This window comes from Streptomyces sp. NPDC001153, assembly GCF_053598315.1.
The window spans coordinates 1-22,165 of the sequence record NZ_JBSFJZ010000079.1 but is presented as its reverse complement, the minus strand read 5'-3'; the positions used below and the strand labels follow the sequence as shown (position 1 = coordinate 22,165).

At 71.0% G+C, this 22,165-nt stretch carries 18 protein-coding genes and 6 pseudogenes; 11 read left to right on the top strand and 13 right to left on the bottom strand.

The genetic code is table 11. From position 1 onward, the window contains the following. Positions 1-533: 533 nt before the first annotated feature. From ACWDEN_RS45600 to ACWDEN_RS45575, 6 genes and pseudogenes are all read left to right on the top strand, one after another. Positions 534-2,141, top strand: coding sequence for a hypothetical protein (locus tag ACWDEN_RS45600; RefSeq protein ID WP_450863937.1), 1,608 nt, complete (start codon positions 534-536; stop codon positions 2,139-2,141). Between the two features lie 96 nt (positions 2,142-2,237). Beyond that, positions 2,238-2,738, top strand: a complete 501-nt coding sequence (locus ACWDEN_RS45595) for a hypothetical protein (protein ID WP_450863935.1) — start codon at positions 2,238-2,240, stop codon at positions 2,736-2,738. Positions 2,739-3,066: 328 nt separating this feature from the next. Beyond that, positions 3,067-3,548: pseudogene (locus ACWDEN_RS45590) on the top strand (alpha/beta hydrolase fold domain-containing protein). 13 nt (positions 3,549-3,561) lie between these two features. Beyond that, on the top strand, positions 3,562-4,194 hold the full coding sequence (locus ACWDEN_RS45585; RefSeq protein WP_450863933.1) for a hypothetical protein: 633 nt from the start codon (positions 3,562-3,564) through the stop codon (positions 4,192-4,194). Continuing rightward, positions 4,163-4,498, top strand: a complete 336-nt coding sequence (locus tag ACWDEN_RS45580; protein ID WP_450863931.1) for a transposase — start codon at positions 4,163-4,165, stop codon at positions 4,496-4,498. Before ACWDEN_RS45585 ends, ACWDEN_RS45580 begins: the two co-directional genes overlap by 32 nt. A 93-nt stretch (positions 4,499-4,591) precedes the next feature. Further along, positions 4,592-5,125, top strand: a pseudogene (locus ACWDEN_RS45575) (IS3 family transposase); the annotation flags it as partial. Positions 5,126-5,173: 48 nt separating this feature from the next. On the opposite strand, the pseudogene ACWDEN_RS45570 reads toward ACWDEN_RS45575, so the two are convergent. From ACWDEN_RS45570 to ACWDEN_RS45550, 5 genes and pseudogenes are all read right to left on the bottom strand, one after another. Further along, positions 5,174-5,320 (bottom strand): annotated as a pseudogene (locus ACWDEN_RS45570) (transporter); the annotation flags it as partial. A gap of 298 nt (positions 5,321-5,618) precedes the next feature. After that, positions 5,619-7,001, bottom strand: coding sequence for an ATP-binding protein (locus ACWDEN_RS45565; protein ID WP_450863929.1), 1,383 nt, complete (start codon positions 6,999-7,001; stop codon positions 5,619-5,621). Further along, complete coding sequence (locus tag ACWDEN_RS45560) at positions 6,998-7,675, bottom strand: response regulator transcription factor (RefSeq protein WP_351617627.1); 678 nt, start codon at positions 7,673-7,675, stop codon at positions 6,998-7,000. Before ACWDEN_RS45560 ends, ACWDEN_RS45565 begins: the two co-directional genes overlap by 4 nt. A 3-nt stretch (positions 7,676-7,678) precedes the next feature. Further along, positions 7,679-9,844: an MMPL family transporter gene (locus ACWDEN_RS45555; protein ID WP_351617629.1), complete on the bottom strand. Its 2,166-nt coding sequence runs from the start codon at positions 9,842-9,844 to the stop codon at positions 7,679-7,681. 326 nt (positions 9,845-10,170) lie between these two features. Beyond that, positions 10,171-10,656, bottom strand: coding sequence for an alpha/beta hydrolase fold domain-containing protein (locus ACWDEN_RS45550; protein WP_351617631.1), 486 nt, complete (start codon positions 10,654-10,656; stop codon positions 10,171-10,173). A gap of 190 nt (positions 10,657-10,846) precedes the next feature. Here ACWDEN_RS45550 and ACWDEN_RS45545 point away from each other — a divergent pair. Beyond that, positions 10,847-11,446, top strand: a pseudogene (locus tag ACWDEN_RS45545) (LysR substrate-binding domain-containing protein); the annotation flags it as partial. Between the two features lie 92 nt (positions 11,447-11,538). On the opposite strand, the gene ACWDEN_RS45540 reads toward ACWDEN_RS45545, so the two are convergent. Next, positions 11,539-12,456, bottom strand: coding sequence for a LysR family transcriptional regulator (locus ACWDEN_RS45540; RefSeq protein WP_351617634.1), 918 nt, complete (start codon positions 12,454-12,456; stop codon positions 11,539-11,541). Between the two features lie 214 nt (positions 12,457-12,670). On the opposite strand from ACWDEN_RS45540, the gene ACWDEN_RS45535 reads away from it, so the two are divergent. Then, positions 12,671-13,543, top strand: coding sequence for an SDR family oxidoreductase (locus ACWDEN_RS45535; protein ID WP_351617636.1), 873 nt, complete (start codon positions 12,671-12,673; stop codon positions 13,541-13,543). Between the two features lie 63 nt (positions 13,544-13,606). Continuing rightward, a complete protein-coding gene (locus tag ACWDEN_RS45530) occupies positions 13,607-14,599 on the top strand; it encodes an alpha/beta fold hydrolase (RefSeq protein WP_351617637.1) in 993 nt (330 codons plus the stop codon). Between the two features lie 50 nt (positions 14,600-14,649). Here the strand turns inward: ACWDEN_RS45530 and ACWDEN_RS45525 are convergent, their stop codons facing one another. The 7 genes and pseudogenes from ACWDEN_RS45525 to ACWDEN_RS45495 form a co-directional block, all read right to left on the bottom strand. Next, positions 14,650-15,363, bottom strand: a complete 714-nt coding sequence (locus tag ACWDEN_RS45525) for an alpha/beta fold hydrolase (RefSeq protein ID WP_351617640.1) — start codon at positions 15,361-15,363, stop codon at positions 14,650-14,652. Further along, positions 15,245-15,511: an FAD-dependent monooxygenase gene (locus tag ACWDEN_RS45520; protein ID WP_351617644.1), complete on the bottom strand. Its 267-nt coding sequence runs from the start codon at positions 15,509-15,511 to the stop codon at positions 15,245-15,247. Before ACWDEN_RS45520 ends, ACWDEN_RS45525 begins: the two co-directional genes overlap by 119 nt. 12 nt (positions 15,512-15,523) lie before the next feature. Then, positions 15,524-16,429 (bottom strand): FAD-dependent monooxygenase, encoded by a 906-nt coding sequence (locus tag ACWDEN_RS45515; RefSeq protein WP_351617648.1) that lies wholly within the window; start codon positions 16,427-16,429, stop codon positions 15,524-15,526. Then, positions 16,411-17,622 carry an FAD-dependent oxidoreductase gene (locus tag ACWDEN_RS45510; protein ID WP_351617650.1) on the bottom strand — a complete coding sequence of 404 codons (1,212 nt, stop codon included), beginning with the start codon at positions 17,620-17,622 and terminating at the stop codon, positions 16,411-16,413. The genes ACWDEN_RS45515 and ACWDEN_RS45510 overlap by 19 nt, the downstream gene beginning before the upstream one ends. Positions 17,623-17,650: 28 nt before the next feature. After that, positions 17,651-17,956, bottom strand: a pseudogene (locus ACWDEN_RS45505) (aminotransferase class V-fold PLP-dependent enzyme); the annotation flags it as partial. A gap of 5 nt (positions 17,957-17,961) precedes the next feature. Continuing rightward, on the bottom strand, positions 17,962-19,281 hold the full coding sequence (locus ACWDEN_RS45500; protein WP_351617653.1) for a pyridoxal-phosphate dependent enzyme: 1,320 nt from the start codon (positions 19,279-19,281) through the stop codon (positions 17,962-17,964). Continuing rightward, positions 19,278-20,743 (bottom strand): annotated as a pseudogene (locus ACWDEN_RS45495) (Y4yA family PLP-dependent enzyme). Before ACWDEN_RS45495 ends, ACWDEN_RS45500 begins: the two are co-directional and overlap by 4 nt. A gap of 150 nt (positions 20,744-20,893) precedes the next feature. Between ACWDEN_RS45495 and ACWDEN_RS45490 the strand changes: the two are divergent. Together ACWDEN_RS45490 and ACWDEN_RS45485 are read left to right on the top strand one after the other, a co-directional pair. Next, positions 20,894-21,790, top strand: a complete 897-nt coding sequence (locus ACWDEN_RS45490) for a metal ABC transporter solute-binding protein, Zn/Mn family (RefSeq protein ID WP_351617655.1) — start codon at positions 20,894-20,896, stop codon at positions 21,788-21,790. Between the two features lie 9 nt (positions 21,791-21,799). Then, positions 21,800-22,165: ATP-binding cassette domain-containing protein (locus ACWDEN_RS45485; protein ID WP_450863924.1), on the top strand; the 366-nt coding region annotated here is incomplete at its 3' end.

Sequence of the window (22,165 nt, the reverse complement as noted above, 5' to 3'; positions counted from 1 at the left end):
CGTCACCCCCGGGCCGCGGTTCCTCGCGACCCGCACGACGTCCTCGCGGAACTCTTCGGGATAAGGCTTGGGCACAGCGACATCCTTCCCACCAGGCCCATAGGGCAAGCCAGTTCAGATGTCACCCGATCGTGCGGCAGACCCTCGTCAGGCCGCGGCCCGGCCGCAGGGTGAGTCGCGAGGCCGCGGCTCGTCACCGACGAGCACGCCCGCTTTTTGCCGCTTGCGATCCTTCAGGCGCCGACTTCTTGACTCAGTATTTCCTTCAACTTTCGGTGCCTTCGCATTGACGGAAGAAAAGGCGAGCGGTGTGGTCCGCTTTCCATGAAAACCCTGCGCATCCTCATTGACCCGGACGCGTCAAGTCTGCTTTGCTTCTCGCCGTCTGACGGGGCATCACCTGCTGCGACCAGCGAAGACTGCGTCGCCGAAGGGGAATTGAGGTTCACCCGGCCCCCCCGTCGACGTGTCACGCAGCTCGCCTCCACCGCACCCACGGCGGAGGTCTGTACGCAGAAAGGAACCCATTACCCATGGGTAAACCCCACATTCGCGGCGCGGCCCGGGCGACCCTGACCGGTCTCGCGTCGCTGTCCCTTCTCACCGCCGCGGCACTCGCCTCCATACCGCAGGCGTCAGCCGCCCCCCAGGCCGTCGGTCACACGGCCAGACCGAACCCGTACGACCCGGCCTACCAGCACCCGTACCGGCACGGTGTCCTGCCGACCATCCAGCAGCACGCCAAGATGAAGTCCTGGTCGGCCGCCCACCCCGCCGCGACCGCGGCGACCGGGCCGGAGACGCTCTCCTACGGCGGCGGCATCGACGGCATCGGCGTCCAGAGCGGTCACTCAAAGGTCTACCTGGTCTTCTACGGCTCCCAGTGGGGCACGCAGAGCACCAACGGCAGTGGCGACGCCACGTTCTCCGGCGACCCGGACGGCGCGGCACCGGTCACTCAGGAGATGTTCAAGGGCATCGGCACGGGTAACGAGCTGTGGTCCGCCGATCTCACCCAGTGGTGTGACGGGCCGAACGTGTCGGCGGGCGCCACCAGTTGCCCGTCCAACGCGAACTTCATTCCGTACCAGAGCGGTGGCGTTCTGGCCGGCGTGTGGTACGACAACTCGGCTGCCTCCCCGAGCGCCGCGACCGGACACCAGCTGGGTGCCGAGGCCGTCAAGGCGGCCAGTCAGTTCGGCAACACCACCGCCGCGTCCAACCGGGACGCCTACTACGTCATCCTCTCGCCGCACAACACCAACCCGGACAACTACCAGGGCCAGTACTGCGCCTGGCACGACTACAACGGCGACAGCACCCTGACAGGCGGCCCGGTCTCCTCCTCCTACGGTGACATCGCGTTCAGCAACCAGCCGTACAACATGGACTCTGGCGCCGGCTGCGGTGTCGGTTTCGTCAACTCGCCCGGCACGCTCGACGGCTGGACCATGACGCTCGGCCACGAGTGGCACGAGATGATGTCCGACCAGAACCCGGCCGGCGGCTGGACCAACCAGACCGGAAGCTCGTACAACGGCCAGGAGAACTCCGACGAATGCGCCTGGATCTCGCCCGGCAGCACGGGCGGCGCGGCCAACGTGAAGATGGGCACCGGCACCTTCGCCGAGCAGGCCAGCTGGTCCAACGACACCAACTCCTGCGCCATCTCCCACCCGATCGTGGGCGGCGGAGGCACGGGCGGCGGCACCCTCACCAACGGCACCTTCGAGACCGGCAACCTGTCCAGCTGGACCACCAGCGGCAGCACTTCCGCAACCACCTCGGCGGCACACAGCGGCAGCTACGGCGCGATGGCCGGCTCGACCAGCCCGACGAACACGTCCTCCCTCTCCCAGAGCTTCACCGCCCCGTCCGGCACCAGCAAGGTCTCCTTCTGGTACAACGTCACCTGCCCGGACACCGTGACCTACGACTGGGCGACGGCCACGCTCCAGGACACCACGTCCGGCACCACCACGACGCTGCTGGGTAAGACCTGCACCCAGGGCGCAGGCTGGAAGCAGGTTTCCGGCACCGTCACACCGGGCCACAATTACACGCTCACCCTCACCAACAAGGACGACGACTACGCGGGTGACCCGACGTACACCTACTACGACGACGTGACCGTCTCCTGACCCTCACCCCATACCGCGGGGGGCGGGCCGCCGCCCCGCCCCCCGCCCTCCGCCGCCGCCCGTCAGTCCTGTCGGGCGGCGCCCTCGGGAGCGCCCATGCCACACCCGCCGGCCCGCCGCAGCCCCGTCCGGCCGCGCCCGTTGCCCGCCACCGTCGCCTGCCTGGCGGCCGTGGTCTGCCTCCTCACCGGATGTTCCGGCGGACCCGCCGGATCCTCTCCCCTCACACCGCCGCCGGACTCCGGTGTTTCCCCGGTTCCGGCCGGCCACTCCTCGAGCCCCCTTGTCCTCGACGAACGGGCGCGGGGAACGACCGTCCGGGTGCCCACCGGCACGCTCGTCGTGGTGCGCCTGCACAGCACCTACTGGTCGACCCCGGCCGGATCGGACCCGCAGGTGCTCGCCCCGTCCGGAGGCGGCACGATCCCCGCTGGCACTTGCCCGCCCGGTCGCGGTTGCGGAACCTCCTTGGCACGGTTCACCGCCCGCCGTCCCGGCACCGCGCACATCACGGCCCGCCGCACCTCGTGCGGCGAGGCGATGCGCTGCTCCCCGGGCCAGGAACGCTACGAGGTCACCGTCACCGTGACCCGGTAGCTGGTCCGGTGCCGGCGGTGACCGGGTGTGTGGCGGCGCTGTCTTCCACGCTTGATATCTGCAGGAACCATTGCTGGCCCCGGTGGTGTCCCGCGCCGTTCCCGTGAAAGGGACCGCCACCAGCCGCGCATGGCAAAGGCTTGCTGCTCCCCAGTCGATCGCCTTCGGTGGCTGCGGCGTGGTGCTACCGAGGTTTTCGGTTCGGGGTGATGTCATGGCGGGGCCGACACCAGTCCGGTCTCGGCGACGAACCCGTCGAGCAGCCGGGACTGGTACTGCATCCGTTTCAAGCGGGTGCGGGGGTCTTTACTGACTTCGGCTCGTCAGGGTGAACTTCGGCGAAAGCGCCGGCGGCAACCTCGCCGCGGCCCTCGTGCAGGAAGCGCAGCGGCGCGGGGGACCTCACATCGCACTGCAGGTACTGGCGTACCCGGCGGTCGACCGGTTCGACGACAGCCCCTCCATGTACCAAAACATGGCCGGACCGCTGCTGAGCCGCAGCTGGCTCGAATGGTTCTGGGGCCTCTACCTCAACACGCCCGACGAAGGCACCGACCCGCGCGTCTCGCCAGCGCGCTGCGACGAGCTGGCCGGACTTCCTGCGCCGTCATCGTCACCGCCGAACACGATCCGCTGCGGGACCAGGGTGACCAGTACGCGCAGAAGCTCGCCGACGCCGGCGTGCCGGTCACGCACCTCCCGGTCAAGGGTGCCACCCACGCCTTCTTCTCGTTCACCGCGTCCGTGCAGCTCTCACGGGACGTCTTGAATCAGCTCGGAGATGCCGTGGCCACGGCGTTCAACAACTGACCCGCCCACCGTTGTGACGATCATCAGACAGCGGCTGAGTGAGCTACGACGACGTGCCTTTGCGGGGCGCACCGGTGAGGTCGAGCTGTTCCGGTCGATGCTGGGCGCAGGAGGCGTGCTTTTTCTTCACGGTCCCGGCGGCATCGGCAAGAGCGCGCTGTTGGATGTTCTGGCCGATGTCGCCGTGGCTGCGGGCGCCGATCCGATCACGATCGACGGCCGCCATGTGCCGCCAGTCCCAAGTTCCCTTGAAGCGCATTCCATCGGCGGCCGGGCGGTGCTGCTCCTCGACACCTACGAGCTGCTCGCGCCGATCGACGACTGGGTACGGGAGGAGTTCCTGCCCGCGCTGCCCGCCGACGCGGTCGTGGTCGTCGCGGCGCGACGACCGCCCTCGTCGCCGTGGTTGGCTGACCCCGCCTGGCGCGAGCTGATCCGGGTCGTCGCGCCGCGCGACGGCCGCCTCCTGCCCGCGGCTGCGGTCCAGGCGGAACCACTGCGGCATGTCCGCCACGAACGTGTCGGCGTCGGGCCAGGCCGGCGGAACGTGCACTTCGCGGATTGCACCTCCCCTCCTACTCTGGAGACCGTGACCGGAAGGATAGTTGGGGGTCATGGCATCCAGGAAGCGGATCTACAACGCTGAGTTCCGTGAGGGGGCGGTACGAATCGTGACGGAGACCGGGAAGCCGATTCCGGAGGTGGCCGAGGATCTGGGTATCCATCCCGGGACGCTGCACAGCTGGGTCTCGCGGGCCTTGCGCAATGGGTCGCCGTCGTCGGACCGGCCAGCGGCAGAGCCATCTCCTGCTGGTGGCCGGCTGCGGGAGAGTGAGCGGGCGGAGCTGGAGCGGCTGCGGGCCGAGGCCAGGGAGAAGGACAAGCGCATCCGCGAGCTGGAGATGGAGCGTGATGTGTGCAAGCGATTCGTGGCCTTGTGGGTGAAGTAGCTGAGGCGGACCCGGCCGTGGCGGTCGGGCTGATCAGGCAGCTGCAAGGCCGAGGAAGGCATACCGCATCGAATCGCCTGCCGGGCTCTGGGGGTGTCGGAGTCGTGGTACTACAAGTGGCGCGAGCGGCCGCCGACCGAGCGGGAGATGCGCCGGCAGCGCCTGGCGGAGGAGATCGAGGAAATCTTCCATCGGTCCGGGGGCACCTACGGCTCGCCGAAGGTGTTCATCGAGCTGATCCGCCGGGGCTGGCGGGTGTCGGTGAACACCGTCGCGAAGCTGATGGCCGAGCTCGGGCTGGCGGGCCGGAAGGTCAAGCGCCGCCGGTCGCTGACCAGGCCGGGCAGACGGCCGGCCGCCCCGGATTTCGTCCGCCGGGACTTCACCGCCGAGGAGCCTGACCTCGTCTGGGCCGGCGACATGACCGAGATCGACACCGGCGAGGGCAAGCTCTACCTGGCAACGGTGATCGATCTGTTCTCCCGCCGGCTGCTCGGCTACGCGATGGGCGCCCGGCACGACGCCGAGCTGGTGGTGGCCTCACTCCACATGGCCGCGGCCACCCGGGGCGGCGACGTCCGCGGCGTGATCATGCACACGGACAGGGGCAGCGAGGGCGTACTCCCGGAAGTTCAAGCGGGCCTGCCGCAAGCTGGGCTCAACGCAGTCGATGACGTACTCGCTCGCCAGGATCCGCACGCCCAGCATCGTCTCCATATGCGCTTCGACGAGATCCTGCACATCCGCCTCGACGTCAGCAAGATGCGGCATGACCTCAGTCACGCCGCTTTTCGTCGCGTGGAACAGCTTCAGGCCCGACACCTCCCCCTCCTGGACCAGAAGAGCACAACGTCGGGCGGGTGCAGATTTGTTTCCGCGCGAGACATCAAACCCGTGCAGGGAGGGATGTGACTGCCGCAGGTACTTGTCACCGGGGCAGTCTCGCGACAGAACCCGAACCTCATCTACCCAGGCTGGAGTCTCCAGCTCCCTGCCCAGCACGAGGGCGCCTCCCACCCCCACGCCCCGGCCTTCCAGCCCGTCAGAACCCGGCAGTGCCCACACGCAGGCCGAGCAAATCACGGCGTGGCCGCCAGCCGACGTCGTGTCACACACCTCGTCAGCGCGGCAGGGTCACGACGGCGCGTACTCCGCCGGTGTTGGCCTCGGTGAGCACGATCGTCGCTCCGTGTGCCGTGGCGATCTCCTTGGCGATCGCCAGGCCGAGTCCGGTGGACCCGCTGGTGCGGCCCCGGCTGGCGTCGAGCCTGACGAACCGGTCGAACACGCGCTCGCGCTCCTTGGCCGGGATTCCGGGGCCGTCGTCGCTGATCTCCACGCGCACGCTGCCCGCATCACCCCCGGCGGTGAGAGACACTCTCGATCCGGCGTGGCGGACGGCGTTGTCCACGAGGTTGCGGAACAGCCTCGCCAGGTCCTCGGGGTTGCCGGTCACGCTGGTGTCTGGTGGGACCGAGACATCGATCCGCAGGTGCGGGGCCGTGGTGGTGGCGCGGATCTCGGTGAGCAACGCGCCGAGATCGACGGTCTCCTGCCCTGCGGCCAGTTGTCCGACGTCGGCCCTGGCGAGGGTGAGCAGCTGGGAGATCAGCTCTTCAAGCCGCCCCGTCTGCCGGACCGCGCGCGTGGCGATGTCCGGCCACGGCGCGCGGGCGGGATGGGCCAGCCCCACCTCCAGGCCGGTGCGGATCGCGGTCAGGGGGCTACGGAGCTCGTGGCTGGCGTCGGCGACGAAGCGGCGCTGGCGTGCGGCGGAGTCGTCGAGCCGGGCGAGCATGTGGTTCATGGTGCGGGCCAGGTGGCCGATCTCGTCGTCGGTGCCTGGCTCCGGGACGCGCTGGGACAGGTCCGCGGCGGTGATGGCGGTGACGGTGCGCCGGATCTGCTCCACGGGCCGCAGCGCGCGGCCGACGACCCACCACACGGTGCCGCAGGCCAGCAGGAGCGTGGCCGGCACGCCGATGACGAGGAGCCGGGCGAAAGTCTCGTCAACCTGGTCGCGTTGGTTGGTTGAGGTCACGGTGACGACGGTGACCGGTCGGCCGCCGACCGTGGTGCGCTCGCCGACGACGGAGACCTCGGCGGGGAGGATGCCGTCGGCGGCCTCCTGCCGGACCGGGGCGGTGGAGCCGGGCGGGAGCGAGAACACCGCGGATCGGCCGTCGAGGTCGCGGGTGGCGGCGAGGACGGTGCCGTCCGGCGCAAGGACCTGCGCCTGGGCCTGAGCGTCGAGCACCGACGGCGGCAGGGGCCGCGGGAAGATCGGGCCGGTCGCGGACTGCTCGATCTGGACGGCGTAGGTCCGCAGTTGGTCGGCGATGGTCCGCTTGGCCTGGTCGACCTGGAGCAGATACATCACGACCAGCCCGAGCATGACGGCGGCGGTCAGCGCGATTCCCGCCAGGAACGTGACCCGGGTCCGCACGCTGCGGGGGTGAGCCGTTCGAGCCAGGCGGTACCAGCCGCGCGGGTGCTCGGTCATGACTCCTCGCTCCTGATGACGTATCCCTTGCCGCGGACGGTCTCGATGACCGCAGGTGCCTCCAGCGTCTCGATCTTGCGGCGCAACCGGTGCACCACGACCTCGACGACTGCGGGATCGCCGTCGCGGGAGGCGTCCCAACAGTGTTCCAGCAGTTCGGACTTGGAGACGACGGTGCCTTTGTGCCGGAGCAGGTACTCCAGCACAGCGGCCTCCCGACCGGTCACATCCAGGGGTGCGCCGTCGCGGGTGACGGTGCGCGCGGCGGGGTCGAGCGTCAGGCCGGCGGCGGTGAGTACCGCCGGCCTGGCACCGAGGGTCCGTCGGGTCAGCGCGCGCAGGTGCGCCAGCAGGACCGGGTAGGAGAACGGCTTGGGCAGGTAGTCGTCCGCACCGGAGTCCAGTCCCTCGGCGTGGTCGAGGTCGTCCGTCATGGCGGTCAGCATCAGGATCGGCATCCAGCGCTCTCGCTCGCGCAGGCTCTGGGCTACTTGGTAGCCGTCCAGGCCCGGCAGCATCACGTCCAGGACGATGACGTCGTAGGCGTTCTCCGTCGCCATCCACAGTCCTTCGGTCCCGTTGTCCGCCGTGTCCACGATGTAGCCCTCGGCCGTCAGGCCCCAGACCAGGGCCTGGGCGACGTCCGGCTCGTCCTCGACCACGAGTACCCGCATGGGCTAAGCATCCCCGACGTGCAGCGGAACGGACGTCTCGCCCTCGACTACGACGGCGGGCTCCTTCGCCGGCAGCCGCAGCAGCCGCGCGGCCCGGTCCGGCAGCCACCAGTTCCACTCCCCGAGCAGTGAGACCAGCGCGGGCAGCAGCAGCATCCGGACCACGACCGCGTCCAGCAGCACCCCGAACGCCAGGCCCATGGCGATCTCCCGCACGGTGACGTCGTTGGCGGTGGCCAGCGAGGCGAGCGCGAAGAACAGGATGAGCGCGGCCGAGGTCACCAGGCGGCCGGTGCGGGACACGCCCTCGATGACGCCCTCCCGGGTGGACCGGGTGCGCTCGTACCCCTCGCGGACCCTGGCCAGGATGAACACCTCGTAGTCCATGGACACCCCGAACAGGAACCCGAAGATCAGCACGGGGGCGAGGGCGTCGATCGCGCCGTAGGTGGACGCGCCCCACAGCGCCTTCATGCCGACGCCGTGCTGGAAGACGATGACCAGCAGCCCGTAGGAGGCCGCCACCGACAGCATGTTGAGCAGCACGGCCTTGGCGGGCAGCAGGATCGACCGCATCCCGCGCGCCAGCAGCAGGAAGGTGACCACCGCGACCACCGCGAACAGCAGCGGGAACGAGCCGTAGGTGGCGCTGGTCTCGTCGATCTTCTGCGCTCCCTCGCCGCCGGCCAGGACACCAGGCGGGACGCTGCGGCGGATGTCGTCCAGCGAGGTGCCGCCGTTCGCGCTGCCGACCTCGTGCCGCGGGATGGCGATGACCATCGCGCTGCTCCCGGCGGGCCAGCCGGGCCCCGCCGGGGCGACCGCGCCGCGAAGGCTGGAGACGGTATCCAGAGCCGCCACGACGGTCCCCGCGTCGGCGGCCTTCGGCACGTACAGCGGCACGGCCGTCAGCGTCCCGGAGGGGAATCCGTCGGCTTCCAGGGTGTGCAGCCCATCGGTGTAGGCGCCGGCGGTGGCCAGCGCGTGGCTGCTCGGCGTGCTGATGCTGATCGTCGCGGCGGTGGCGGTCAGCACCGCCAGGATGCCCAGGCCGGCGACGGCCGAGGCCACCCGGTGGCGGATCACGAACGTCGACCAGCCGGTCCAGAACCGGCTGACCGGCCGCCGCCGCGACACCCGCCGGGGCCAGTCCACCCGCGGCCCGATCCTGGACAGTACCGCGGGCAGCAGCGTCAGCGCGACCAGGGTCGCGGTGGAGGGGATGAACAGGCCGGACACGCCGATGCCGCGGACCATCGAGTTGGGGATGACGATCAGCGCGAACAAGCCGAGCGAGGCCACCATCCCGCTGAACCAGACACTGTGCCCGGCCCGCCGCACGGCCGCCCGCACCGCTTCGTCATTGCTCTTGCCGGCCGCGCGCTCCTCGCGCCAGCGGGTGACGACCAGCAGCGAGTAGTCGATCGACAGGCCCAGGCCCAGCAGCGCCACGATGTACTGCACCGCCGGGTGGATCGGCGAGGACGAAGGCATCAGGTACGTGAGGCCGTAGACGAACAGCTGCATCGTCAGCACCGAGATCAGGGCCATGATCAGCGGCAGGAGCGCCAGCAGCGACCCGAACACCCAGGCCAGGACCACCAGGGCGCCGATCGCCCCGATGATCAGCTCACTGGTGACGCTGGAGTTGCCGCTGCCGGTGGTGTTGCCGGCCTCCAGGGCCCGCAGGCTGGTGCCGTGCACTGCCAGGTCCGGCGCCGCCGCCTTCGCGGCCTGCGTCAGGGCGTCGACCTGCTCGGTGGCCATGTCGTCACCCGGTTTCGGCGGGTAGGCCAGGACGACCGTGCTCGTACCGCCGGTCCCGACCAGCGTCCGGCTGCCGGTCGAGGCGTAGGAGACCACCCGCAGGCTGGGCGCCGCCTTGGCGATCCCCGCGTCCACCGCCCTCAGTTCCGTCGCGACCTGCGGCGAGGTCACGGTCTGACCTGCCGGCAGGTCCAGGATCACGACACCGGGGTCCTGGGTCACCCCGCCGAAGCCCTGGGCGATCGCCACGTCGGCGGTGTAGCCCGGGCCGCTGACATGCGTGCCCGGCTGCAACCGGCTCGACAGCGACGGGGCCAGCGCCAACCCGGCGACCGTGATCACCAGCCAGCCCAGGCCCACCAGCAGCCGATGGCGGATCACCCACCCGCTCAGCTTCTCCATGTTTCCCTCCCGGCGAACGGCAGCAGCGGCGGCCACTGCCTGTCTCACTCGGCAAGGTAGGGAGAGCTTCCTTACGAGACGCTTTCAGTGCCCCCGGTTCGCCCGTTCAACCCCGCGTCAAGCTTGGCAGAAGGGTCGCGTGGAGCGGGGTGGCGGGCCGCCGCTCGATGGCCTGGATGTGGCCGACCTTGTCCCTGTAGAGCCCGACAGCGGTCCTCGCGTGGCCAGGTTCGGAGCCGTGACGGGCGCTGCACCGAACTCTCCGCTCGGCGCAGTGGCGTCCATCGGCGGCGAGCTCGCTGCCACCGGTCCGGCCATCGTCCCGGTCACCGGACAGCCCCGGTGACCGTGGTGGCCAGGAAGTCGGCCACACGCCGCAGTGCGGCCTCCCCCTTGTCCAGCATCCCGGCGAACGCGTCGAACAGGTGCGCCACGCCGGGGGTGACCTCCAGGGTGACGGGTACGTCGTCGGCTGCGGCACGGGCCGCGAGTCGGACCGCGTCGTCGAGCAGCGGTTCGTGCGACCCGGCCTGGATCAGCAGCGGGGGGAGGCCGCGCAGGTCTGCGAAGACCGGGCTGACCAGGGGATCCGATGGATCCGCCGCAGCGGCGTAGTCCTTGGCGCGGACCGCGATCGCCTCCGGGGTGAAGGACGGGCCGACCGCCTGCTTGCCGGTCATGCTCGCGCCGGAGAGGGTCAGGTCCGCGTAGGGGGAGAACAGCCACCCCGGCGGCGGGCATCGGCAGGCCCTGGTCGCCTGCGGCGACCAGCAGCGCCGCTGCCGGGCCCGCGCCGGCGGACTCGCCGCCACGGCGCCGGTCGCCCAGAAGCCGGCGGTCCGGGAGAAGCGGTCCGGGAGAAGCCGCCGCTGGCCGCGTCGAGCAGGGCGCGGTAGGCGGCCAGCGCGTCATCAAGCACAGCGGGATAGGGGTGCTAGAGGGCGAGCCGGTAGTCGACCGAGATGACGCGCATGCCCGTGCGCCGAGCGCCTCCGGGCCGAGCTGCAGCAGGCGCTGCCCCGCCAGGAGCACGTCTTCTCCGGCGAGGCTTTCGACCCCGCCACCGCCGCCCGCGCGTTCCAGCTCGCCGGGACCGACTGCACCGTCTCCGTGCTCAGCGGCGCGCTGCTGGCGCGGATCTTCGAGCAGTCGCCCCGCTCCACCGTGCTCTTCTCGCGCTGGCACCACGTGGTCTTCGCCGACGCCGAGCACGGCCCGGTGGACCTGCTCGTCCACAGCGGCACACCGCCGCCGCTGCGCACGCGGGTGCTCTTCGAGGAGGGGGACTCGTGCCTGATGTCGAGCCACCACCCCTTCGCCCAGCGGCCCGCACTGTCGCCTGGGGATTACCCGGGCTGCGCCCACGTGGTCGTCGATGTCACCGACGGCCGGCAGAGCCACGGCGACCAGCGCCTGGCCTCCCTCGGCAGCCCGAGGCGGGCCGCGGTGACCGTTCCCTACCACGCGGCCTCCGCCGCGGCGGTACCGGGCACCGCACTGGTGGCGACCCTGCCGAGCGACTTCGCCGTCCGCCACGCGGTCCCGGGCACCACCAGCGTCATCCCGGCCCCGCAGGAGATCGGCGCGATGCGCTACGCGATGTGCTGGCACCCCCCCCCGCCTGGACGACGACGCGGCACACCGCTGGCTCCGCAACACCATCGTCGCGACGCTGGGCGCCGCGTGAGGCAGGCTCAGACCTCGGCCTCATCGCAGCGTTGGGCGCCGCCGAGGAAACTCACGGCATGGGCGCGGAAGGCCGCCACCAGGTGGTTGCGTTCGTGGGCGCGGCTGACCAGCACGACGTGGCTGGGTTCGACGCCGTCGAGCGCGACGGCGGCGAGGTCAGGGCGCAGGGTGTGGCTGGGGACGGAGATAGTGACGGCCTGGCCGCCGGCGACGAGTTCGAACTGGTCGGCGGCGGTCTCGATCAGCGGCCCGTCGGGGGCCGGGCGGCCGTCGGGGCGGGGGTCGATCCGCCAGAAGGCGCTGGCCAGCGGGTCGGCTCCGCGTACCTTGGGCAGCGGCTCGTCGGCGATGTCGGCCAGGGTGACCGAGCTGCGGCCGGCCAGCCGGTGGTCCAACGGGACCAACAATACCCGGGGCTCGTCGTAGAGGGCGGTCACGTCAAGGCCGTCGGTGGGGAACGGCAGGCGGGCGGCGACGGCGTCGACTTGGTGGTCCAGCAGCGCGCGGCGCGGTTCGTCGGGCGTCAGTTGCTTGGTCCGCACCTCGGCGTCGGGGTGGCGGCGGCGCAGTTCGCGGACGGCGGGGGTGACGATGATGCCGGGCGTGTGGCCGATGGTGATGCGGGCGGGCCGGGTAGCGGACCGGGCGGCGGCCGCGGCGCGTTCGGCGGCGCGCAGCAGCTGCGTGGCCATGGGGAGGAAGGCCTCTCCGGCCTCGGTGAGGTGGTTGCCCTGCGGTGTGCGCTCGAAGAGGCTTACGCCAAGTTGTTGTTCGAGGCGGCGGATCTGACGGCTCAGTGACGGCTGGGTGGTGTGAAGGGCCTCGGCGGCCCGGCCGAAGTGCCGGTACTCGGCCACGACCGTGAAGCACCATGCCAGGTGCAGATCGAGGACCGGGGCGGAGGGTATCGGGGCGTCGGGCACCACCTCAGCGTAACCCCGGCAACCCTCGCCCACACGGCCTTCCGGGAGCACGAAGGCTACCCGGAGCAGGCCCGATACGCGCGGCGTATCGCCTGCTGCAGAACATTCATTGGACCCGCCCGTGCGGGCGCACGCACAGTGGACTCACCGGCCGGCGAGCGGCACCAGCGCCCCAGGACCGGTCCTCATCCACCTGCCAAGGAGTGCATCAGTCATGCGCGTTTTCGTCACCGGCGCGTCCGGATTCATCGGTTCCGCCGTCGTCGCCGAGCTCACCGGAGCCGGGCACCAGGTCCTCGGGCTCGCCCGCTCCGACGCCTCGGCAGCCGCCCTGACCGCCACCGCTGGAGTCGAGGCCGTCCGCGGCACGATCGAGGACCTCGGCGTCCTGCGTGCCGCCGCGGCCGAGTGCGACGGTGTCATCCACCTCGCGTTCCACCACGACCTGACCCAGCACGAGGAGGCGGCCCGGGCCGAGCTGGCCGCGATCGAGGCCTTCGGCGACGCCCTCGCCGACACGGACCGGCCGCTGGTCATCGCCTCCGGCGGGCCGGTCGGCAGCGAGCGGGACACCCCGCCCGCCTCCGGCAGCCCCCGCATCGCCGGTGCCCGTGCCGCGCTCGCGCTCGCGGAGCGTGGCGTGCGCTCGTCCGTCGTGCGCCTCGCCCCCACCGTCCACGACGCGAACACCTGCGGCATGGTGCAGCGGCTGATCGCCACCGCCCGCGAGCAGGGCTTGTCCGGCTACCTCGGCGACGGAGCCAACCGCTGGCCCTCGGTCCACCGGCTCGACGCCGCACGACTGTTCCGCCTCGCGCTGGGGAACGCACCCGCAGGTTCGGTCCTGCACGGCGTCGGCGAGGAGGGCGTCACGATCCGGGCGATCGCCGAGGCCATCGGGCGCCGCCTGGACCTCCCGGTCAAGGCAGTCCCCGCCGAGGACGCCGCCGTCCACTTTGGGTTCCTGGCCCGCATCCTCGGCAACGACATGCCCGCCTCCAACACCCTGACCCGCGAGCTGCTGGGCTGGCAGCCCATCCACCCGGGGCTCCTGGAGGACCTTGAGCTGGGCCTCTACTTCGACTGAGGGTCCGGCCGGACACCCGGCGCAGGCCGCCCGACACACGACCCACGGAGAGGAACCAGACCCATGCCGCACTACGGCCCCGACAACCCTGACGCCACCTACGTTCCGCACGCCTACCCGCAGGCGAGGTTCGACACCGGCGAGATCATGCTGAACCACGCCACGACCGGCTCGACGGACAAGCCGGCGCTTGTGCTCATCCCGCCGCAGGCGACCTCCTGGTGGAGCTACGAGGCGGCGATGAAGCTCCTCGCCGACGACTTCGAGGTCTTCGCCGTGGACCCGCGCGGCCAAGGGCGCTCCACCTGGACCCCCGGCCGCTACACGGTCGACAACATGGGCAACGACCTGGCCCGGTTCCTCATCGGACACGTCCGCCGTCCAGCCATCGTCGCAGGAAACTCCTCCGGCGGACTGATCGCCGCATGGCTCGCCGCGTACGCGCCACCCGGCACCGTCCGCGGCGCCTACCTGGAGGACGCGCCGCTGTTCTCCGCGGAGATCAGGCCGCCCTACGGCCAGGGCACCAGCCAGGTCGTCGGCCCGATGCACCGGCTCATCAGCACCTACCTGGGTGACCAGTGGTCGGTCGGCGACTGGCACGGATTCCTCGCGGCGCTCCCGCGCGAGCTGCCGCCCGCGCTGCTCCGCGGCCTGGCGGAGATGTCCGGCCACTCAGGCGACGGCTCGGGCGAGCGGTCGGGCGGCTACTTCGGCGGTGACGAGCCGCCGCAGAGCATGAAGGAGTACGACCCGGAGTGGGCCCGCGCCTTCTGGACCGGTTCGGCCACCGCCTCCAACGACCACGCCCGCATGCTCGCCGCGGTGAAGGTCCCGGTCCTGTTCGCCCACCACTACCGCAAGGTGGACGGGGAGACCGGAACCCTCCTGGGAGCCGTCTCCGACCTCCAGGCCGCCCAGGTGTGCCGGATCGTCACCCAGGCCGGGCAGCGATGCGACTACCGCTCCTTCCCCGACGCCGCCCACGCCATGCACGCGAGCGATCCGCAGCTGTACGTCAAGACCCTGCGGGACTGGGCGTCGACGCTCGACTGACAGGCGGGTGGAGCGGCCCCGCCTCGAGGGCCGGCTCGGCCGGGGCCGACTCACTCGCCGTCGGGCTTGACCTCGGTGTCGACGAAGTCGCCGATGGCGGCGAAGACCGCGCCGGGCTGCTCGATGTGGGGGACGTGCCCGGCCTCGGGGATCGGGGCGAAGGTGGCGCGGGGGAAGGAGTCGGCCAGGGCGCGTCCGTAGTCCAGCGGCACGATGCCGTCCTGCTCGCCGGCGAGCACCAGGACCGGGCCGGTGACGCGGTGCAGTCGGCCGCGGAGCTTGGGGTCGTGACAGAAGGGGTCGCCTGCGTAGACGGCCAGGGTGCGCTGGTTGGCGGCCATGACCGCCTTCTGCTCGTCGCTGAGCGCGGCGGGGTCGAGGCGCAAGTCGGGGTTGTGGAAGGTGAGTTCGCAGGTGCGTACAGGGCCGAGGTCGGCGGGGTTGGCGATGGCCAGCGGGGGTTCGGGGGTGATACCGGTCGAGCCGAGGAGGACCAGCGCGCTGATCCTGCTTCCGGTGTCGCGCAGCGCCATCTCGGCGGCGATCCAGCCGCCGACCGAGCTGCCGGCGACCATGACGCCGTGCAGGCCGAGCTCGTCGAGCAGGTCGAGGTAGGAGGAGGCGAGGTCGGCGACAGTGTCGAGGTCATCGGGACGGGCGGTGCCGTCGAAGCCGGGGTGGGTCGGGACGATCACGTGGGCGTGCTGGGACATGCCGGCTGCGAAGCCCGCCATCGAGCGCGGTCCGGCGCCGCAGTGGAGCATGACCCAGAAGCTGCGCGTCGCGCAGGGCGGTGTTGGCCCCGATGCCCAGTGCCGGGCTCATGGCGTGGACGGCGTCGCCGACGAGGGTCACGCTGGAGGGCCGCCACGCGGCGGTCGGTACATGGCTTCGCAGCCTGAGGGGTTGCACGGTGTCGGTGTCCTACAGGCCGATGAGGGCGGTCGGGTCGGGGGGCCACGAGGCGATGCGTTCCAGGGCGTAGTCCTTGAGCGCCGTCGGTGCGGCCGTGTAGAGCTCGGAGTTGGAGGGCATACGGTCGGTCCTGGCGCTGAAGATGCCCAGGGCGAAGTCCTTCGCGACCTCGTCCCGGAATGCCTGGTCCCGCTTGGCGAGCAGCGGTGTGCGCGGGTTGCTGCGTTCCAGCGGGGCGAAGGAGATCACGTCGTGGTGCGGGCCGGTGACCAGGGTGAAGGTCGAGTAGGGCGCGTGGGGAATCGCGGTCCGAGTCTGGTCGGTGAGCGGGATCTTCGCCGCGATGTGCCGGGCTCCCAGGTCGACAGCCCGGTGCTGGGGCAGGCGCTGGGCGCGTACCGCGGAGTTGATCCCGTCCGCGCCGATCAGCACCGCGGCTTCGGCCTGGCGGCCGTCGCCCAGGTGCACGGTGACGGTCGTGTCCGGGTTGTCGCGGTATCCGGTGACCGGGGTGCCGAAGCGCACCACGTCCTCCAGTCCGGTGTAGAGGATCCTGCGGAGGGTGGAGCGGTCCACCACGAGGTGCTCTGGCAGGCCAGGCACGGGGGTGCCGAGGCCGCGGGAACTGCTGAGGTCCCTGACCGTGCCCGGTGTGAGGTGCTCGTCGAAGGCCAGTGCCTCCTGGCGCGGGATGCCCGCGGTGGCCACGAACAGCTCTCGCAGCTCTGGGCTCAGCACGCCGGCCAGGACGGTGGTTCCGGTGGAGTTGATGTGCAGCCGGTAGCCGGGGTTGCGGGTGGTCAGACCGGGGTCGCGCTCGTAGACGGCCACGTCCAGCCCGTGGCGGTGAAGGTGGTGGGCCAGCGTCAGTCCGGCGAGGCCGGCTCCGGCGACAGCTACACGGAATGCGGGCACGGTACTCCTCCAGCAGGGCGGCTCGTGGGGGCGGCCTGGTAGCGGCAGGGTGGTGTCGCGCCGATGCGACGTCGGCGGCACACGGAAAAGAGAAGGGGGCTGTGCGGGTCCGAGATGAGATCGGCGGCTGTCGGAAAGGGCACTGTGCGAGGGGCGCGGAGCCCGTCACCTGTGACTGCGCGAGGCGTGCGCCCGGGTGACGGGCCAGGCAGACGCCTAGTTCTGGGCGGCCGGCAGCGGTCCTGGCCCACCAGGCGGTGCCCGCGGGCAGCCGATTCGCGCACGGCGTCGAACCCGTAGCCGCGCATCTCCTCCTCGTAGGCGTGCAGCGCCTCAGGGACCGGACGGCCGCCGGCGGCTTGCACGAGGTGCCCGGTCAAGATGCGCGCGTCCCGCAGTGCGGTGTTCGCGCCGACGCCGATCGCGGGGCTCATGACATGGATCGCGTCCCCGAGCAGGGTGACCGCCGTGGCCTGCCAGGGGGCGACGGGCACGCTGATGCGCACCGCTACCGGGAAGAGGGAGGCGGGATCCTGGCGCGACACCGTCTCGACCAGGCGGGAATCCCAGCCCTCCACCATCGACAGTGTGAGCGCCCGCAGCCCCGAGCCGTCCATCGCGAACAACTCCTCGTCGCCGCAGGGAAACTGCTCCCGCCGGGCACCGAACACGCAGGCCAGGTAGTTGCTGTCCTCGGTCAGCTCGATGCCGGGCCCGAGGCGCGCCGCAGCCTGGCTCACCGGCTCGCGGTAGCGCACGGGGGCAAGCCCGACGAAGCGCCGCTGCGGGCCGACGACGGTGGTCCACAGTCCGAGCAGTTCTGGCGGCAGCATCGTGCGGGCCGCCCCGTCCGTGAACGGGACCTTGCCGTAGACCAGCCGCAGCCCGGCGTCGACGACCCGCGCGTGCGGCAGGTACTGGCCGCGCACCGCGGAGTTGACGCCGTCCGCGCCGACCAGGACGTCACCGGTGGCGCTGGTGCCGTCCGCGAAGCACGCCGTCACCGATCCCGCAGGGCTGACGTCGTAGTGCGTGAGCCGGGCGCTGTAGTGCACGTCCTTCTCCAGCCCGGACAGCAGGATCTGGCGCAGCGTGCGACGGTTGACCGCCAGGTTCCCGCCGCCCGGGAGGCCGGTGACGAGCGGGAGTTCCTGGGCGTGCAGCAGGTTCAGCCGGTGGTCGAAGGTGTCCATGCGCGGCCCGGACGTCCCGGCGGTGGCCGAAATGCACGGCGGACCGCTCCGGTGCAGGGTCGTCCAGAAGCCGCCGGATGCGGTCGCGGGTCTGCTCGACCAGGGTGGTGGTGCGGTTGGCCCATGGATAGGTGCCGCGCCCGGCGTTGGCGTTGGCCGTGGTCAGGTAGGTCTGCACGGCGTCCAGCACGGCTTGCGGCTTCTGGGCGGTGGCCGCGCTGTCCAGGTAGGCCAGGTCCGGATGCCCGGTAATGATCGGGAACTGGGCGCGCAAGGCGCGCTGCCAATCCCGTAACTCCTCTATGACAGCGGGACCTTGAGAGCACGTGGTCATGGCGTTCAGTCCCGCACCAGGGGCGCGCCCACGTCCCGCCAGGCGATGATGCCGCCGGCCAGACTGCGCACGTCCGGGTGTCCCATCCGGGTCAGCAGGGCGGCGTAGCGGGCGGACTTCTCGCCGACCGGGCAGGCCAGCAGCACGGGGCGGTTGCGGCTGAAGGGCAGGCCGCCGCTCAGGAGTTCCTCGAAGAGCTCGTCGACGATGTTGACCGAGCCGTCGATGTGCAGGGCGGCGTAGGCGAAGGGGCTGCGCAGGTCGACAACGAGGGGAGCGTCGGTGGCGATCCACGCCCGGGCATCGGCGACACCGATCGCCGCAGCCGCCTGTATCTCGGCCTCGGACAGGTCGGTGGAGGAGGTCGGGCGGCGCGGGCGGCCGAACAGGTCCGGGCGGCGCTTGCGTACGTAACTCAGGTAGCTCTCGACCCGGTCGCAGACGATGAAGACGGCCGTCCGCCGCTCCGACAACTCGGCGTCGACGGCCTTCAGCCGGCGTACGGCGCCGAAGTAGGCGGCGCCCCCGGTCGGTCCGGCCAGGATGCCGCACCGCCGGTTCAGCGTCAGCATGCCTTCGATCGCGTCGTCGGAGCCGACGGCTTCGATCGTGTCGTAGGTGCCGGGGTCGAAGAGGCCGACCTCGTGTGCCTCGTCGATGGTGCGGATACCCGGGATGAAGTCGGACTTGGCCGCGACCAGGCCAAGGACGTGTACGGCGGGGTCGTGTTCCCGCAGCACCCGGGCGACGCCCGTGGAAGAACCCGCCGTGCCCACACAGGCGATGAACCAGTCCGGGGCGCGGCCGTCCAGGTCCTTCACGATCTCCAGGCCGGTGCCGGTGAGGTGAGCCTCGGTGTTGCGCGGATTGAAGTACTGGTCGGTGTGCAGGTAATCGCTGCCGGGCTCGGACAGGGTCCGGTGGAAGAGAGTCAAGGGATCGTCGGTGGCGGTCGGATCCAGGCATTCGCTCTGGCCGGGCAGTTCCTCGATCTCCGCACCGAGCAGCAGGAGCAGGTCCTTGATCTCCGGCACGCGCATCCGGTTGGTGACGCTCTTGAAGGTCAGTCCGTGCATGCCCGCGAGGACAGCCAGAGCCTTGGCCGTGTTGCCGCTGGACAGCTCGACAACCTGGCTGCCGCGTGCGGCCGCCTCGGCGAGGTGCGGACGGGCCATGTTCCAGGCGGCCCGGTCCTTGACCGACCCGAACGGGTTGAACAGCTCCAGCTTGGCGTACAGGTCGATGTACGCCAGACCGTGCACGGCCGGGTCGATACGCACGAGCGGGGTGTTGCCGATGGCCTCGGTGATGCTGTCGTACCTCACTGTGCTCCCCCCACAGAAGTGATCGGCAAGTACTCGTCGTCCAGGCACCAGCGCCACACGCCTCCCTCCTGCCAGGCGGCGACCTTGCGCGCGACCGGCTGTCGCTGGGCGTGCGTGGCATGGAAGTCCATGCAGTATCCAGCGGTGTTGGCGAAGACCAACAGGTCGCCCGGCTCGGGGCGGCGGGGCAGGAAGACCGTCCGGCGGGTGACCAGGTCGGCCTCCAGGCAGAGGCTGCCGAAGAGATGGACGGCGACCGGGCCTTCGCCGGGCCGGGCCGGATCCCGGGGAACGACGACGGGGTCCACGAGCACCCCGTGCTCCTCCAGGGCCACGTCGTCGGCCTTGGCCGCGAGCCGTACCAGGAGTTTCCCGCCGTCCTCCCCGGTGCGCGCCTCCAGCACCTTCGTCAGGGTCAGCCCGCACTGGTCCAGCAGGGCCCGTCCTGGCTCGAGGTGCAGGTCGTACAGGTGCTCCAGGAGGAGCCCGGCCAGGGAGCGGCCGTCGAAGGACGCGGCCGGATGCGCGAGCAGTTCGTCGAGGTAGCGCGGCCCGGCGACCGGACGGCGAGCGGGGTACAGGCCCAGCGAGCCGCGCAGTGTGCCGCCCTCGTTGCGCAGCCCGTAGCCGTGCCCGCCCCACGTCAGGGGCGGCCGGGTGCCCAGGACGGCGCGGGTGAGTTCGGTCGTGTACCGCTCCCACTGCTCCCCGTCGGCCAGGTAGTCGGCGCCGAATCCGCCGCCGACGTCCACGGCCACCGGCCGCAGTCCCCTGCTCCGGCACTCCTCCAGCACCCGCAGACAGCCTTCCAGCGCCGTCGCCTTCTCGCTGAGGCTGGTGGTGTCCAGGTGATACGCCACACCCGTCAGGTCGACCACGTCACCATGCCGCTCGACCGCTGCCAGCAGCGGCTCCAACTCCCTTACGGGCGTGCCGAAACGGCTGCGCCGGCCCAGCACCCGCACGCCGGACGTCTCGAACCCCGACAGCCGCAGGAGCACCCGCACCCGGGCAAGTGCGTGCTTGCGTACCAGCCCGGCCAACTGCTCCAGCTCGGCGCAGCCGTCGACCGCGACGGTGACCGAGGTGCGCGCGGCCAGCCACAGGAACTCCGGATTCTTCGGGCCGGTGGCATGATGCGGTCAGGAGTGAAGCCGGCGCCGAACGCGTGCTGTAACTCGGCCAGTGAGGCGACGTCCACGCCGGCGTCGGCGGCGGCCAGCCGCCGCAGCAGGGCACTGGACCGGTTCGCCTTGTGGGCGAAGAACACCTGCCCGGACAGCTGATGCCGCCCGTACACCGCCCTGAACTGCTCCACATTGGCGGAGAGCTGATCGGGCACGACCATGTTCAGCGGAGATCCGAGGGCATCGGTGAGGCTGTGCAGCAGTTCGCCGGACTCCAGCAGCAAGCGCAGCCTCTCCCCCAGCCGCGGTGCGAGATACAAGGGCTGCCCGCCCATACCCGGCCCTCCCCCAGCACGTCGGGCCCGGCTCGTCCGGGCACGGCCTCCCACTCCCCGCTGCGCGCCGTAGAACCCTTCCCCTCCTCCGGTCGGTTTACCCCCTGAACCTCCCCGAGTGGGCGGAAAGCGATGGATGCCCTGACGGCTGTGACGGCGACCGCCTGCTCGACCTCCTCCTCGCACACCAGCAACACCGCCGCGACCGGCAGCGGCAGCGGCTCGGGCAAGACGATCCAGGTGGTGGCGGCCGAGAACTTCTGGGGCAGCATCGCCTCCCAGCTCGGCGGCAGCCATGTCAAGGTGACCAGCATCATCAACAACCCCAACACCGACCCGCACGACTACGAGCCGACCGCCGCCGACGCCCGCACCGTGGCCGGCGCCCAGTACGCCATCGTCAACGGCATCGGCTACGACGCATGGGCCGACAAGCTGCTGGCCGCCAACCCCGGCAGCGGGCGCACCGAGCTGAAGGTCGGCGACCTGGTCGGGATCAAGCCGGGCGGCAACCCGCACCGCTGGTACTCCCCGGCCAACGTCCACCAGGTCATCGAGAAGATCACCGCGGACTACAAGAAGGCCGACCCGGCCGACGCCTCCTACTTCGACCAGCAGAAGACGACCTTCGAGACGAAGACGCTTGCCGGCTACAACAAGCTCATAGCCGACACCAAGGCCAAGTACGCGGGGACCCCGATCGGTGCTTCCGAGTCCATCGTCACGCCGCTCGCCGAGGGCCTGGGGCTGAAGATGCTCACCCCCGAGACGTTCCTGGACGCGATGAGCGAGGGCTCCGACCCCACGGCCAAGGACAAGGCCACCATCGACCAGCAGATCAAGAACAAGCAGATCAAGATCTACGTCTACAACTCCCAGAACTCCACGCCGGACGTGCAGGCACAGGTCAAGGCGGCCAAGGCGCAGGGCATTCCGGTCGCCACGGTGACCGAGACCCTGGCACCGGCCGGTGCCACTTTCCAGCAGTGGCAGACCACGCAGTTGCAGGGCATCGAACAGTCCCTGGCCAAGGCCACCGGGAAGTGAACTGAAGCCATGAACCCGATAGCGAAAGCCCGCGAGGCCGTCACCCGCACCGTCCCCACCCGCCGCACCGGCAGCCATGACGACGGCCACGACAACACGGCCGAAGGAACCGGAAGCGGCACGGTGGGAGGCCTGCGCGGGGCCGCCGTGCGGGTCGGCGGCCGGACGCTGTGGTCGGGGGTGGACCTTCGCATCGGGGCCGGCGAGTTCACCGCCGTGCTCGGCCCCAACGGCGTCGGCAAGTCCACCATGATCAAGGTCCTGCTCGGCACCCTGCCCCCGGCGGCCGGTGACATACGGGTCCTCGGCGCCCGGGCCGGGCAGGCCAACGACCGCATCGGCTATCTGCCGCAGCGGCGCAGCTTCGACGCCGAT

Bases quoted from the DNA above. Each gene is read 5' to 3' on its own strand.
- ACWDEN_RS45600 (WP_450863937.1), top strand. From the start codon at position 534: ATGGGTAAACCCCACATTCGCGGCGCGGCCCGGGCGACCCTGACCGGT.
- ACWDEN_RS45595 (WP_450863935.1), top strand. From the start codon at position 2,238: ATGCCACACCCGCCGGCCCGCCGCAGCCCCGTCCGGCCGCGCCCGTTG.
- ACWDEN_RS45580 (WP_450863931.1), top strand. From the start codon at position 4,163: ATGGCATCCAGGAAGCGGATCTACAACGCTGAGTTCCGTGAGGGGGCG.
- ACWDEN_RS45565 (WP_450863929.1), bottom strand. From the start codon at position 7,001: ATGACCGAGCACCCGCGCGGCTGGTACCGCCTGGCTCGAACGGCTCAC.
- ACWDEN_RS45560 (WP_351617627.1), bottom strand. From the start codon at position 7,675: ATGCGGGTACTCGTGGTCGAGGACGAGCCGGACGTCGCCCAGGCCCTG.
- ACWDEN_RS45555 (WP_351617629.1), bottom strand. From the start codon at position 9,844: ATGGAGAAGCTGAGCGGGTGGGTGATCCGCCATCGGCTGCTGGTGGGC.
- ACWDEN_RS45535 (WP_351617636.1), top strand. From the start codon at position 12,671: ATGCGCGTTTTCGTCACCGGCGCGTCCGGATTCATCGGTTCCGCCGTC.
- ACWDEN_RS45530 (WP_351617637.1), top strand. From the start codon at position 13,607: ATGCCGCACTACGGCCCCGACAACCCTGACGCCACCTACGTTCCGCAC.
- ACWDEN_RS45525 (WP_351617640.1), bottom strand. From the start codon at position 15,363: ATGCTCCACTGCGGCGCCGGACCGCGCTCGATGGCGGGCTTCGCAGCC.
- ACWDEN_RS45510 (WP_351617650.1), bottom strand. From the start codon at position 17,622: ATGGACACCTTCGACCACCGGCTGAACCTGCTGCACGCCCAGGAACTC.